The 14,488-nt window shown below is 27.8% G+C and carries 11 protein-coding genes; 2 read left to right on the forward strand and 9 right to left on the reverse strand.

Annotated elements, in window-relative coordinates:
* Window positions 1-23: 23 nt before the first annotated feature.
* Together ACYUDJ_RS10725 and ACYUDJ_RS10730 are read right to left on the reverse strand one after the other, a co-directional pair.
* Entirely contained in the window at window positions 24-1,238 is a 1,215-nt protein-coding gene (locus ACYUDJ_RS10725) for a CaiB/BaiF CoA transferase family protein (RefSeq protein ID WP_043032077.1), read from the reverse strand.
* 565 nt (window positions 1,239-1,803) lie between these two features.
* Entirely contained in the window at window positions 1,804-2,625 is an 822-nt protein-coding gene (locus tag ACYUDJ_RS10730; RefSeq protein ID WP_080333538.1) for an EFR1 family ferrodoxin, read from the reverse strand.
* A 555-nt stretch (window positions 2,626-3,180) separates the two neighbouring features.
* Here ACYUDJ_RS10730 and ACYUDJ_RS10735 point away from each other — a divergent pair.
* Together ACYUDJ_RS10735 and ACYUDJ_RS10740 are read left to right on the forward strand one after the other, a co-directional pair.
* Window positions 3,181-4,452, forward strand: a complete 1,272-nt coding sequence (locus tag ACYUDJ_RS10735) for a 2-hydroxyacyl-CoA dehydratase subunit D (protein ID WP_043032079.1) — start codon at window positions 3,181-3,183, stop codon at window positions 4,450-4,452.
* 2 nt (window positions 4,453-4,454) lie between these two features.
* Window positions 4,455-6,149 (forward strand): acyl-CoA dehydratase activase, encoded by a 1,695-nt coding sequence (locus tag ACYUDJ_RS10740; protein ID WP_043032080.1) that lies wholly within the window; start codon window positions 4,455-4,457, stop codon window positions 6,147-6,149.
* Window positions 6,150-6,429: 280 nt separating this feature from the next.
* Here the strand turns inward: ACYUDJ_RS10740 and ACYUDJ_RS10745 are convergent, their stop codons facing one another.
* From ACYUDJ_RS10745 to ACYUDJ_RS10775, 7 genes are all read right to left on the reverse strand, one after another.
* Complete coding sequence (locus tag ACYUDJ_RS10745) at window positions 6,430-7,581, reverse strand: methyl-accepting chemotaxis protein (RefSeq protein WP_043032081.1); 1,152 nt, start codon at window positions 7,579-7,581, stop codon at window positions 6,430-6,432.
* Between the two features lie 696 nt (window positions 7,582-8,277).
* Window positions 8,278-9,600 (reverse strand): sensor histidine kinase, encoded by a 1,323-nt coding sequence (locus ACYUDJ_RS10750; protein ID WP_460289638.1) that lies wholly within the window; start codon window positions 9,598-9,600, stop codon window positions 8,278-8,280.
* A gap of 154 nt (window positions 9,601-9,754) precedes the next feature.
* Window positions 9,755-10,447, reverse strand: coding sequence for a response regulator transcription factor (locus ACYUDJ_RS10755; RefSeq protein WP_043032083.1), 693 nt, complete (start codon window positions 10,445-10,447; stop codon window positions 9,755-9,757).
* A 265-nt stretch (window positions 10,448-10,712) separates the two neighbouring features.
* Window positions 10,713-11,171, reverse strand: a complete 459-nt coding sequence (locus tag ACYUDJ_RS10760; RefSeq protein WP_043032084.1) for a DUF4342 domain-containing protein — start codon at window positions 11,169-11,171, stop codon at window positions 10,713-10,715.
* Window positions 11,172-11,419: 248 nt separating this feature from the next.
* On the reverse strand, window positions 11,420-12,019 hold the full coding sequence (locus ACYUDJ_RS10765; protein ID WP_043032085.1) for a nitroreductase family protein: 600 nt from the start codon (window positions 12,017-12,019) through the stop codon (window positions 11,420-11,422).
* A gap of 452 nt (window positions 12,020-12,471) precedes the next feature.
* A complete protein-coding gene (gene bsh, locus ACYUDJ_RS10770) occupies window positions 12,472-13,461 on the reverse strand; it encodes a choloylglycine hydrolase (protein ID WP_043032086.1) in 990 nt (329 codons plus the stop codon).
* Between the two features lie 272 nt (window positions 13,462-13,733).
* Complete coding sequence (locus ACYUDJ_RS10775) at window positions 13,734-14,327, reverse strand: GNAT family N-acetyltransferase (RefSeq protein WP_043032087.1); 594 nt, start codon at window positions 14,325-14,327, stop codon at window positions 13,734-13,736.
* Between the last annotated feature and the right edge of the window lie 161 nt (window positions 14,328-14,488).

Genomic DNA, 14,488 nt, shown 5'->3' on the forward strand with positions numbered 1-14,488 from the left:
TCCATCTAAAAACTTACATTAATTTATTTTATTGCATTCTCTTTTCTCATTTCTTCTATTTCTTCTTTGCTATATCCTAATGATGTCAAAATTGCCTCAGTATCTTCACCAATCTTTGGTGCAGCTTTATATGGTCTCATTCCAGCTTCGCTAAATTTAACAGGAGAATTAACTAATACACCAGTATTTCCACTGTCATATGTGGTCTTGAATAAATAGTCATTTGCCCATGCTTGCTCGTCTTCTAATATATCTTCACAATATTGTAATTTTTCATATGGTAAGTCAGCCTTATCTAATAAATCTGCCCATTCCTTTAAATCCTTTTTAATAAATTCTCCTTCTAATACTCCAACAAAAGTTTCAACATGTTTTACTACTTCAGATTGTTTATTAAATCTTGAGTCTTCTATTAGGTCAGGTCTATTTATTACTTCCTTACAGAATTTAGGGAACCATGCATCATATTTAAGCAATGCTAATTGTATCCATCTATCATCTTTGCATCTATAAGTTGTTGCTAATGGGTTATTTGGAGTTCTTCTTGATAATGGCATTTTATTTCCGTATTGAGCTGTAGTAATCATTAATCCCATACCAAATATAGCTGTGTGATATAAACTTACTGTAACTCTGTCACCTTTTCCAGTTAATTTCTTTCTGTGAAGTGCTGCTAATATACCAGCTGCTAAACTCATGCCTGCATAATGATCACCAAAACCTGCATTGGTATTAGCTGGTGATGTTCCTTTTTCCATTAAAGATGTGCTTACAGCTCCTCTTGCAAAATATGCAGTATAGTCAAATCCAGGCTTATCCTTAAGTGGCCCTTTTTCTCCATATCCTAATATATGTGCATGTATTAATGAAGGATATTTATCCTTTAATTGATCATAGGATAATCCACTTCTTTGTAATGCCTTTTCTCTTACATTTGTAACAAAAACATCTGCATCTTTAAGTAATTTTCCTAATACCTCTTTACCTTTTTCACTTCTAGTATTTATTGCAACGCCTCTTTTATTTCCGTTTTCAAGTTCAAACATAGGATTTTCATCATCTCTTGCTGGTGAATTATATACTCCACCTACAACTCTTATATTATCTCCCTGAATTGGTTCTATTTTAATTACATCAGCTCCCCAATCAGCTAACAATTTTGAACAACTTGGAGCTGCTACAAAACTTGATAATTCAACTACTTTTACACCTTCTAAAGCTAATCCCTCTTTTGTCATTTTAACATTCCTCCTTAAATATTAAACTTTACTATATTGAAATGGCTAAGCTTGCCTTACTTTTAAAAGGTAAACTTGTACCAAATTCAGCTAAATAATAAACTTGTACCAAAATTCATTAAATATAAGGCAAATTTAATTAAATAATTTAAAAGTAAACTTGTACCAAATCCAATTAAATAACTAAATTTAAAATGATTTATTCTGTTGATTAAATAAAATCTTTTCTGTTAATGTTGAAAAATAGTTAAAAAATTAACAATTTTACTCATTATTTTTTCATTTTTGATACTGATTTCTATTAAATTAGCCTACTTTATAAGGGTTAAAATTGATTTTTTATATATTTTAAATTTTATTTGTACCTACTATACTATTATTCAAGTATTTTGAAATTATGCTTATTTATGATTGTTAAAAAAAGTACAATTTTTCTTAAAAATTTTTATATATAGTAATTTATATTTATTAAAATTTCTTTTAGTACCATTCTTAAGAAATTTATTATATTCTTATTAAAAAAATCTATATAGATATATATGTGAGAAGTATTTTAAAAATTACATTAAATAAATAATTCTGGTTCTTTCCTATATTTAAAATTATTTTCTAGTTCCTGTTTATGTTTTAAGTAGCCATTATCATCAAAATATTTTGCCTTAACAGGACATTTTTTAATACAGGCACAACATTTTATACAAATCCCATTTAATTTAGTTACATCTTGAAAATCAATAGATCCCATAGGGCAAAGATTCACACAAAGCTTGCAATTTATACAATTATTATTTGTTTTTGGTTTAACTTTTCTTATATCAATGGGATTTTCATTTTCATCCCTCGGCATATAATATTTTCTATAAGGTATATTTCCCTTTACAAATACATTTTCCATTTGCTTTTCATCTATAATCTTTTTATATACTTCATCAGCAAAAAACCTTACTACATCCATATCTTTTTCATCTGGTCTATTTTTAGCAAGACTATTAGAAAAAGAATGTTCCCCTATAAATGCAGCTCCTCCAATAACATTAAAGCCATTTGATTCTAGTATATCCTTTAGTTCTATTAATGCATCATCATAATTTCTGTTTCCATAAACCACTACCGCTACGGCCAGTGCACCATTACCAATAATAGTTTTTAAGTACTTTAAAAGTACATTAGGAACTCTTCCTGCATAAACGGGAACTCCTACTATAACAATATCCTCTTTTGAAAAAGACACTACTTTTTCTCTTACCTTTGGTAATGTAAAATCAACATTACTTATCTTTTCTTTTACCTTAAAATCTTCTGAAAGTTTTTCTGCTATACCACATACTACTTTTTTAGTTGTATCCGTAGCACTAAAATACATTGTATTTATTCTTTTATTCATCAAGGTTTTTCCCTCCTATAGGTGTATCAAAATATTTTATATTATAAAAGGTATTACATATGTATAATTATATATGTAATTGAATAAAGCCTTATGTATTTTTAGTAATATATTATTTATAAATCAGATAGTATATTACTAAAATCTAAAAAAAACATATCTCAAAATAAAATCAATCCAAATTTAACACCACAAAGATAAAAAATACACTCATAAACCGATTCATTTTGCTAAGAAGTTCTAAATATGGCTCCGTTAAAAATTTTCTACTCAGTGGAGGCACCGTCCTTGGTTTCACCACTAGCTCCTCACGTCCTGTGAGGAATTACGAAAATTTTTAACTTCTCCATATTAAGAACTACTAAAGCTTATTCATATGGTTTACTACGTGCATTTTTTTATCTTTGCTATATTAAAATTAGATCTATTTTCATAGGACTTCTTTTTAAATTTCAATTATTTTTTATAGTATTTACATATTAATCATTTTGTGGCATATTATATATTGTAATATTTTAACTATTTTACATTTATTTATAAATAAGGATTGGTGATGAAATGGATTTAATTAAGCACTATGGTTCAATTATAAAAAAGAACATAGATACTCCATCACGTACCCGTGCTCTTTTAAAAACAGGATATACTCTTAATTACAAATTTATGGACAAGTTTCCTAACCATCAATTCCCTTCATCCCTACAATATCTTGAAAAAATATGCATGAAATTTATATTAGAACCTCTTAAATATCCAGAACGTTCCGCAATGGTTAATTTGTTTGCTCCTTGTGAATTTTTGCATGCTCTAGACATTTATCCTATGTTTGTTGAAGGGATTTCTTCTTATTTATCTGGGACAAAATGTGAAGATGGCTTTATAGATTACGCAGAAAAAATGAATATTCCAGAAACTCTTTGTAGTTATCACAAAACCTTTATAGGAGCTGTTGAATCAAAGCTACTTCCCAAACCACGGTTTGCAGTTACAACTACTATGGCCTGTGATGCTAATATAAATACCTTTAGACATGTTTCAAATTGCCTTGATATTGAATTGTACATCATTGACATTCCTTATGAATATTCAAAGGATGGAGAGGAATATGTAGCCTCTCAATTATATGAAATGGTAGAAATGATTCAGGATATAATGAATGTTAAATTAGATGAAAATAAACTAAAGACAGTAATTCATAATGAAAATCTTTCAAGAACATATCAGTTGAAATATATGAAAGAGCTTTCTTGTAGATACTTTCCAAACACATTAACCCTTGAAATGTATAAGCTTTTTACTTCCCACGTAGCTATGGGTAGAATAGAAACTTTACAATTTTATAGAAAAATCTATGAAGATATTCTTACTTATGATAAAGGTGAATGCAAAAAATTCTTGTGGGTTCATTTACTGCCTTTTTATCAAGAAACTCTAAAAAAATACTTTAATAATAATAAAGAAATTCAATTATTAGGCTGCGATTTATCCTTTGATTATTTAGCAGAGTTGGATATAAAAAATCCTTATAATTCAATAGCAAAAAAGCTCATACTAAATCATTTTAATGGGCCTCAGTTAAGGAGGGCTGAAAATATATTGAATGCAGCAAAAACTCTTAATGCAGATGCAGTAATAAATTTTTGTCACTGGGGTTGTAAGCAATCCAATGGAGGAGCCATGCTACTTAAAAAAGTTATGGAGAAAAATAATATTCCTTATCTATCTATAGATGGAGATGGGGTTGATAGGCGAAATTCTCAGGATGGTCAGCTTCGTACCAGATTGGAAGCATTTTTTGAAATTTTAGAAAATAATAAAGGAGGTATCTAACTATGATTGCATATACTTGTAAATATACCCCCCTTTCTATACTTGAAGCTTTTGATGAGGTTCCCATAAAAATAAATCCTATAGCATATACCTTTGATAGAGCTGATGTACTTATGCACCCAAATATGTGTACATATTGTAAGTCCTTATTTGAAAACCTTATTGATTATAATAGTGATCAGTTACTATTAATGAACTGCTGTGACAGCATGAGAAGATTATATGATGTTTTAAAATCCCAATCAAATATGAAATATGTATATATGATGGACTTACCTCACAAAAACAACTGTTGTTCACGTATTTTGCTTAAGGAATCCTTTATGAAATTCATAGATAGTTATGAAAAGTTTAGTGGAAAAAACTTTAATGTTGAAAAATTCAAACTATCTATTCAAAATCATATTGTTACTGGTAATACCTGTGAAAATAATTTTAATAGCAGGATTGCTCTTTTAGGTGGTAGATGTGATGAATCCCTTATAAATGTGATAGAAAATTGTACTGAATCATCAGTATTAAACCTTACTTGTACAGGGGAAAATTTTATATGGGACAAATTACCTGATTTATCTTCTATAGATGATCTTATTTTATGGTATGCTGGAGCTATTTTGTCTCAAACTCCTTGCATGAGAATGTCTGATATTTCCTACAGAAAAAAACTTATTCTTTCTAATAATATATCAGGAATTATTTATAACACAGTAAAATTCTGCGATTATTATTCCTTTGAATATGCATCAATTAAAAAGAAACTTAATATTCCCATATTAAAGATTGAAACTGATTATACTAATCAAAGTAGGGGACAACTTACTACCAGAATAGAGGCCTTCATTGAAAGGTTGTTTAAAGGGAAAACAGAAACAAGTTGTGAAACCTTCTCCCGCTTAGAAAATAACTGCTATGTAGCAGGTATTGATAGTGGATCAACTTCTACAAATGTAGTGATTCTAGATAAGGATAAAAACATAATCAGCTACTCAATAGTAAGCACTGGTGCTAAAAGTATTCATGGTGCAAAGGCTGCACTGGAGGTTGCCTTAGAAAAGGCTCATCTTTCAAGGGATGACATTAAATACATTGTTTCCACTGGCTATGGTAGAATAAATATTCCTTTTGCTAATGAGGATGTTACTGAAATAACCTGTCACGGCATTGCAGCTCATCACTTAAATCCTAACATTAGAACAGTTATGGATATTGGTGGCCAGGACAGTAAAGTAATAAGATTAGACGAAAATGGGAATATTAAAGACTTTGCAATGAACGACAAATGCGCTGCAGGTACAGGCCGATTTCTTGACATGATGGCTAGAACTCTCCAAATAAGCATTGATGAAATGAGTAAGGAAGGGCTTAATTGGAAGGAAGAACTTAAAATAACCAATATGTGTACCGTATTTGCAGAATCTGAAGTGGTGTCCCTTATAGCTGAAAACAAGGAAAAGTGTGATATAATTCATGGACTTAATGATTCCATAGCTTCAAAAATGCTATCATTATTAAATAGAGTAGGAAAAGAGGGCTCTTATATGATGACTGGAGGTGTAGCAAAAAATCTAGGAGTAGTAAAAGCCTTAGAAACAAAACTAAATAGCAAAATCTCTATATGTGAAGAACCTCAAATATGTGGAGCTCTTGGGGCTACCTTAATAGCCTTTAAAAAGTATGAAGAGGCTTTCTCAAAATAAAATATATTTAATTTTAAATATAGCAAAGATAAAAGATGAATTTAATAAACGGAACCAATCGGTTTATAAATATATTTTTTATCTTTGCCTTTTTAAAATTAAATCTCTTTGATCCACCCCTTCTTACAATTTACTTTGAACTCAATTTCTCACTTTTTAGTTACATTCTATTGTTTTTAAAGTAATTTTATAAAATTCTAATATTATATTGTTTTGTATATACTTTTAAAATCACAAAGTATTTGGTAAAAATTTCACATTCACATTTATAATAATAATCCTATAGTTTCTGTGCAATAGTATTTAATTCTTCAGACATAGATGTTATTTCCTCTATACCTGCTGTAATTTGCTGTGAAGCTGCTGCCTGTTCTTGACTTGAAACTAATGAGCTTTGGCTTTTTTTACTTACGTCCTCTACCTTTATCTTAATGTTATCTGTTAACTCTTTAATTCTTGGTACTGTACTTTTAGATTGCTCAGACAACCTTCTTATTTCCTGTGCAACTACACCAAACCCTTTGCCAGCCTCTCCAGCTCTAGCAGCTTCAATAGCTGCATTTAATCCAAGCATCTTTGTTTCATCAGCTATTGCCTTTATAAAGGAAGATATTTCGTTAATTTCCTCTGATACAGTTATTATTTTGTCTATCTCTTGATTTAAATCCTGTTCATTAGTATGTATTTGTGATGCAGATGCTGCCAACTGTTCAATAGTAGCAGAGATCTCTGAAAGATTGTCTTCAAGATTATTAGACATAGTTCTCAATTTGTCTGCAACTTCCTGTGGCATAATTATGCAGAAAGAGCCTACAACTTTGTTTCCATTTTCCTCGTCAAATAATGGATATCCTGATAAAGTTACAGGAACTCCATATTCTAAAGTTTTTACTTGTTCTAACTGTGGTTTTCCTGTTTTTATTACTTTACTTGCTATAAAATCCTCCTTAAGCTTATCTCCAGATTGTATAGTTGGAACATCAAATTTTTCTGATGACTGTATATCTACAATCTTATTTAAATCCGTCGTAAATAAAAACGCCCCTTCTGGGAACATTTCCCCTAGCATTGGGGCAAAACTTCCAAAAGATTTACCGATAGGATGTAATTTTGGCACTGCCATAGCAAAAGCTCCAACCACATTATCTTCCTCATCTACAATTGGAATTGAAGTAATTGTTAATCTTATTCCGTAAGCAGAACGGTCAATATTTTGAGATAAAACTCTTCTTTGACGCATTGCAACAAGAGTAGTACTATCACTACCCAATTTATTTCCTACACTAAGTAATTTAATATTAAGTGAATCAGAGGATTTTACCCATACTATAGTATCCCCTTCCATTATTCCAAATATAATTCCCCCTGGAACTGTATTTGCCTGCACTTCAGCTAATACCTTTAAACTTTCCAATTCATTTACTAAAATCATAATACGTCCTCCCTATATTAAAATGTTCATTACAAACACATAAAGTATTAAATAGCTTATTTTTCATTATATTTGTATACTTTAATAATAAAAAATATCTTCCCCAGTGATAATGATACTAATCTGTCACCTCTCTTTTTTTCTATATTTTGTTTGTATATTTTACACAATTCTACATAACATTAGTTATTCCTTCCTAATATTAGAGTGGTATCTATATATTATAAGGATTAATAGGGACAATTTACGTCCTTTATTTACTTTTATTTACAAACTAAATAATATATCGCTTAATTACAAAAAAAATGTCTCAAAATAAGATCAGCTTTAATTTTAAAACAGTAAATATAAATAAATACATTCATAAAGCAATTCATTTTGCTAAGCAATTCTAAATTTGACTCCATTAAAAATTTTTTACCCAGTAGAGGCAACCTCCTCTGGCTTCACTACTGGCTCCTCACGTCCTGTGAGGAATTACAAAAATTTTTAATTCCGTCGAATTAAGAACTGCTAAAGCTTATTCATATGTTTATTACATGTATTATTTTTATTTACTATATTAAAATTAAAGCTATTTTGAGACACTCTCTTTTCATTTAAAATATTTATATACTTACCTTTGAGCTTAATCTATGTTTATCTTCCATTGGTTTATTATTATCTGAATCCCATTGCTTTGCCTACATAAGTGGTTTAATCCTTATTTTTTACAGATATAAATATACTTATTTTGGTTCCTATATTAACTCTACTTTTGATTTCTATTCTGCCTTTATGCTCTTTTATAATCCATTTTGCTATAGAAAGCCCTAAACCACTGCCTCCTTTATCTTTTGTTCTAGCCTTATCAACTCTATAAAATCTATCAAAAATATAAGGTATATCTTCCTTAGGGATTCCTGAACCTGTATCCTCAACTGTAATAACAACTTTATTTTTATTTATATGTGATCCAATAGTTATTTGCCCATTTTCCGGTGTAAATTTCAAACTATTATCTATAAATATTCGTAAAGCTTGCTTTAACAATTTATAATCTGCAAAAACTAGAATATTATCATTACTTTCATTAATAATATTATGACTTGAATTTATTAACCTAGTTTCTCGTACAATTTCATCCAATAATTTATTTATATAAAACTCTTCTTTATGAATCTTCTGAGTTTTTTTATCAGCCCTTGCTAAGAATAATAATTTTTCAACTAGATCCTTCATATTTTCTGACTCATCTTTAATAGCGGTAACGGCTTCTTCTAAGACTTCTTTATCATCTTTACCCCATCTATAGAGCATATTTGCATATCCCTGAATAACTGCAATCGGGGTTCTAAGTTCATGGGAAGCATCCGATACAAAACGATTTTGATTTTCATAAGACTCTTCAATTCTATCAAACATATCATTAACTGTCTGGGTAAGTTCTCTTAATTCATCATGGAAACCTTTCACATTAAGACGAGTATCTAAATTTTGTACATTTATCTTTTTTATTGTATAATTCATTTCATTTATAGGATCAACAACTTTTTTACCTATACGAGAACCAAATTTTATAATTATAATTATAATGGAACTATCAATAACCCCTAGAATGATAAAATATAAATGAAAATATTGATTTTCCTTTTGTAAATCACTTATAACTTGTATATAATATATTTCATTTTTTAATTCAAAACTTTTATTTAAAATTAATCTTTCTATATTATCATTTCCTGTTATAAGATATGGTAAATCCTTTTTAAAATTCCCATAATATTCTTTCATATTTTTATTGGTTGAGTAAATAATGCTTTTATCATTTTCCAAAATATTAATAGATACATTACCTTTTTTAGCAACACTATCTATTAATTCCTTTGGGACTTTTGGAACATCTTTTATATTATTTGATACTATTTCTGCATACATATTTAAGTTATTCTTAGCCTCTTTTATTAAAAAGGACCTAAAACCAAACAAAACTGTATATGTAAATAAAAATAGCAATATTGATATTATAAGTGTATACATAAAATTCAACTTAAAAGTAATAGAGAATCTTAATCTTATTTTAAATTTATTTAATAAAGCTTTAATAATTCTTGGAATTACTATTATTATTTTTTTTATAATTATATAAATATATTTAAAAATATCTCTAATAACCTTTATAAAACTCAGCTTCTTATTCATCTTTTAAAAGGTATCCCACTCCTCTAATTGTATATATAAATCTTTCACTATACTTATTATCAATTTTTGTTCTTAAATATCTTACATAAACATCCACCACATTAGTGTCCCCAAAATAGTCAAATCCCCATACTTTATCCAATATTTGTTCTCTATTTAAAGCAATATTTTTATTTTCCATAAAAAATTTTAATAAATCGAACTCAGTCTTTGTAAGATCTATAATTTGTTGATTATAGGATACAATATGTTTATCTAAATCTAATTCTAATCCTTTTATAGAAATAGTATTAGAATCTTTTACTTCTAATTTTTTTCTCTTCAATGCTACTCTTATTCTAGCTAAAAGTTCTTCTATAGCAAAAGGTTTAGTAATATAATCATCAGCACCAGTATCTAATCCCATTACAATATCTGTGGTTTCGTCCTTAGCTGTTAACATTATTATTGGTATATCTGATATTTGACGTATCCTTCTACAAACTTCCATACCATTTAATTTAGGAAGCATTATATCTAATAATATTAGGTCACACTTTTCATTTAAAGCTTTATCTAATCCTTCTCTACCGTCATATGCTTGCTCTATTTCATACCCCTCATATTGTAATTCTAGCTGAAGAAAACGAGAAATTTTAACTTCATCTTCTACTATAAGAATTCTTTCCTTATGCTGTTTATCCATTTTAATTCCTCCAAAAATTATTCCACTTAATCTAAAAAACTATTTATATAAATTATACCTTAATGAATAGCTTTAAGTACTTGTTTTTAGCTAATATATTTTTATTATACAAAATATTTTTTAACTTGTATAAATATATATACAATAAAAAAAGCTACCTGAAAATATATTTAGTTTTAATATAGTAAATATATTTTTTCAGACAACTCTTTTTACTTTTATAGAATAATTCTTAAATTTAAACCACAGTTTATTTAAAATTTATTTAATTATACACTTCTTTTTCTTCTGATAAATCATCAACTATATCATTAACTTTAGTTGATACTTTATTTAAAATATCATTAACCTTTGAGTCTTCTCCTGAATTTTTTTCTATTCTAATAGTATGCTTTGTTACTAAAGCAATTATAGTAGCCGCTATTGTAACTGGAAATGCTAAAGCAGCACATAATATAACCACATTAACTGGTACTTTTAATACAGTTTCTTCTTTTTTTCTGACTACAACTTTAGTTTTATTGCCTTTTCTAATTAACATCTTAATTTTATTAAAAAATTTACTCTCACAGCAAAAATCCTCATTGACCTTTTTATTCTTTTCAAGATATACTAAAGCTTCTATAATATCACCATCAAATTTTTCTAATACCTCTTTTGCTTCTTCATAGCTTACATTTGCTCTCTTTCTTAATAAGTCTATTTGTTCTAAAGACACATTCATTATAAAATCCCTCCATTTTTATTATATATGTTTAAGAAACTGCATCTAATCTAATAATTTCTTATACTTTATGTTTTTATTATATATAGTGAAAATTAGAGGGACTTTAATAAAAGATTAGAATTTGATTAGAAAATATACCTATATATACATAAATTGCTTATCTTGTTCCTTACTCTAAAAACATTTTAAACGCTAATATACTTAAGCTCCCACAATATGAGAGCTTAAGTATATTATTATTTTAATTATTTAATTATTTTAATACGTTCTTCTAATGGATTATATTGTTTTTCATCTGGATTTACTACTGGTTTTCCAAAAGGCATTTGAGCTATAAGCTTCCAGTTGTTTGGTATATCCCATTCTTTTTTTACATCTTCTTCAATAAGTTCATTATAATGTTGCAATGAAGCTCCAAAACCTTCTATTTCTAATGATGTCCAGATAACAAATTGATGCATTGCACTAGATTGTTGAGACCATATTGGGAAATTATCTTTGTATAGAGCGAATTGTTTCTGAAGATCTTCTACTACACTCATATCTTCAAAATATAAAATTGTTCCATAACCACTAGCAAAAGAGTTTATTTTTTCTTCAGTGCTTCCAAATTTATCTTCAGGTACTATCTTTCTCAAAGCTTCTTTTGTAATACTCCATAGTTTATCATGTTTATCCCCTAATAATAGTACAATTCTTGCACTTTGAGAATTAAAAGCAGAAGGTGTATGCTTTACTGCATGCTCAATAACTTCCTTAATTCTATCATCTGAAACTACTGCTTCCTTACTAATTCCATAAAATGTACGTCTCTTTTCTATTGCTTCATAAAAATCTTTTTTCATTATTGATTCCTCCAATTTTATATATGATTTTGATTTCATCATTAAAAGGTAATTATATTTAATATGATATCTTATATTATAATATCCAAAACCGTTATTTATATTTTCTAATTTTATTATTTGTATAAAACTATGTACTCTATTCTTAAATTTAAGTTATAAATAATAATATACATTTCTTTATCAGTTGGTTACTATTTGTAATTAACTTTGATCATATTATTTCATATATTTTCTTATTAGTCAATAATTATTTTTAATTAATTATTATTATCCATCCTATCTTCAATTTCTTTTAATAAATAAAGTTACAATTTCCATACCAATTTTTCTTGCCATTGATTAGTAATTCCCCCTCCCAATTGACTACAAGGGCTTCTACTGCTAAATGCATGCTGGATACAATATAAAAGACTATCTCAAAATTTAAATTAAGATAGTCTTTTATATTATCAATTCATATTATTAATTGATTCTACTTTATTGATTGGGAACTCTTTCATAAGGGGAGCATTTAAATCTTCATTAAATAAATGAACAGCTGAAATTTGGCAATTTTCATAAGTATAATAATAATATGTAGCTGATTCACTACACATTGCAGAAGTATATAATGTATAATCACAAGCATTATCAGATTTTAAAACTGTTCCTTTAGGAATTTCACAATTAGACAATATATGAAATATACCATTTATTCCTTCAATCTCATTATCAATATCCACAATATTATTTTTTAAATAAACTGCCCTAACAAAGCGAGAGGGTGGAGTAAAATCTCCTGGTAATCCAAAAGTTCCAGACCCTTGGCTAAAAGCAGATAACTCTAAACCATTCCATGTAACATTATCAAATTGTTTAGCTCTCACTCCAATATATTGACGTAAATTACTTAAATGCCATTCAAAATTAGGACTATTTGTCATAACACCAATTGGATTATCAAATACCTCTAATCCCCTATATGTTCTTTCTATCACTATACTTTTACCAGATTTATCAGATAAAATCCAATGCAAGGGTGGAGCAAAATTTAATATAGACAATACTTTATTAATAATTACTACATTTTTCAATGATTTTTTTACTTCCTCTAAATTTTTAAATTGAGATAGTGCCCATAATACAAAATCATAACAAGCTATATTTTCTTTATTTTCAATATTTTCCTCCTCATACTTTGCAAATCCAGGGAAATAAAGAGTAGCACAGGTTAAACCTTTTTCATTCACACCATCAGCAAAAACGGGATGATTGTCTGTTACTACAGACATACCAATAAAAGCATATTTTGTACTTTTAACATTTTTATCTGTTACATTAGTCCATTTAAATTTTCTAGGAATTAAACGAACAGATTCATCAAACTTCACTGAGAAGTCCATTGTACGTCCAAACAAATTTTTACTATCCTTTGTTTTTAGAATTACACTAGTGCACATAAATTAAACACGTCCTTTTAATTCCAATATATTACCAATACATTAGTTAATTTTTATAAAAAACAACATGCAATTATCCTCTTAAATATTATTTTTACAATAAACATAATATTTATTCTTGTAAAATATATTTATATATTGGTATTGTTAATATTAACTTATATCTATGTATTTTTTAATATATTGTAAAATTTATAAATTTATAAAAACAAAGTGTAAAAGATCTTATTCTAAGCTCTTTTACACTTTGTTTACATTTATTCTAGAACCATTTAAACCATTTTAACCATTCTATATAAATATTGTGAACAATACTTTTCCTTCTTTTCAAATTTATAATCTAATTTTTCATAGAATTTTCTTACATTTTTATCCTTAGCCAATAGTGAACAGCCCTTATATCCTTCTTCTTTAGCAATTTTTTCTGCTAGTTTCATTAACTCTTTTCCTATTCCAAGACCTCTAACTTCTTTAGTTGTGGCTAAGTTTGCTATATAAAGTTCTCTTTTTCCGCCCTCTTCTAAACTCATTCCCTTAATAAAATCTTTTATAAATTTTACCTTTTCTTTAATCCCTTTAATCATAAAAAGCAACTTTAAACTAGTTTTAGTATCTAGCTGTGCTATTTCTTCACTATTTAAAAGAATTATAGCTCCACAGATTTTATCATTTCGCTCTGCTACCTTTATATTTAAATAAGAATATCTAGATTCACCACTTAATACTAACAATTTAATCCTATTTAAAATTTCCTCTTTAGTCCCCTGGCCCCAAATATGCTCTGGAAGATCCTCCGTATCATATATAAGACCAGTGATAATGGGGGCGTCCTCCTCCACTGCATCTCTTAATGTCAAGTTTTTCATAATTATCCCTCTTTCATAGAATTTTCTTTTCAACATTATATATATAATTATATAAGAAATTACTTAATTAATTAAGACCGTGGAAGCATAACATAGTAGTACCATTGTACTATTATTAGATTTTTACTAATTTATACAATTATTAGATTAGTACTTATTAT

It is taken from the genome of Clostridium sp. CTA-6 (assembly GCF_054768115.1).

Coding starts and splice junctions, on each gene's coding strand:
- ACYUDJ_RS10725 (WP_043032077.1), bottom strand. CDS start 1,238: ATGACAAAAGAGGGATTAGCTTTAGAAGGTGTAAAAGTAGTTGAATTA.
- ACYUDJ_RS10735 (WP_043032079.1), top strand. CDS start 3,181: ATGGATTTAATTAAGCACTATGGTTCAATTATAAAAAAGAACATAGAT.
- ACYUDJ_RS10740 (WP_043032080.1), top strand. CDS start 4,455: ATGATTGCATATACTTGTAAATATACCCCCCTTTCTATACTTGAAGCT.
- ACYUDJ_RS10745 (WP_043032081.1), bottom strand. CDS start 7,581: ATGATTTTAGTAAATGAATTGGAAAGTTTAAAGGTATTAGCTGAAGTG.
- ACYUDJ_RS10750 (WP_460289638.1), bottom strand. CDS start 9,600: ATGTATACACTTATAATATCAATATTGCTATTTTTATTTACATATACA.
- ACYUDJ_RS10755 (WP_043032083.1), bottom strand. CDS start 10,447: ATGGATAAACAGCATAAGGAAAGAATTCTTATAGTAGAAGATGAAGTT.
- ACYUDJ_RS10760 (WP_043032084.1), bottom strand. CDS start 11,171: ATGAATGTGTCTTTAGAACAAATAGACTTATTAAGAAAGAGAGCAAAT.
- ACYUDJ_RS10765 (WP_043032085.1), bottom strand. CDS start 12,019: ATGAAAAAAGATTTTTATGAAGCAATAGAAAAGAGACGTACATTTTAT.
- bsh (WP_043032086.1), bottom strand. CDS start 13,461: ATGTGCACTAGTGTAATTCTAAAAACAAAGGATAGTAAAAATTTGTTT.
- ACYUDJ_RS10775 (WP_043032087.1), bottom strand. CDS start 14,327: ATGAAAAACTTGACATTAAGAGATGCAGTGGAGGAGGACGCCCCCATT.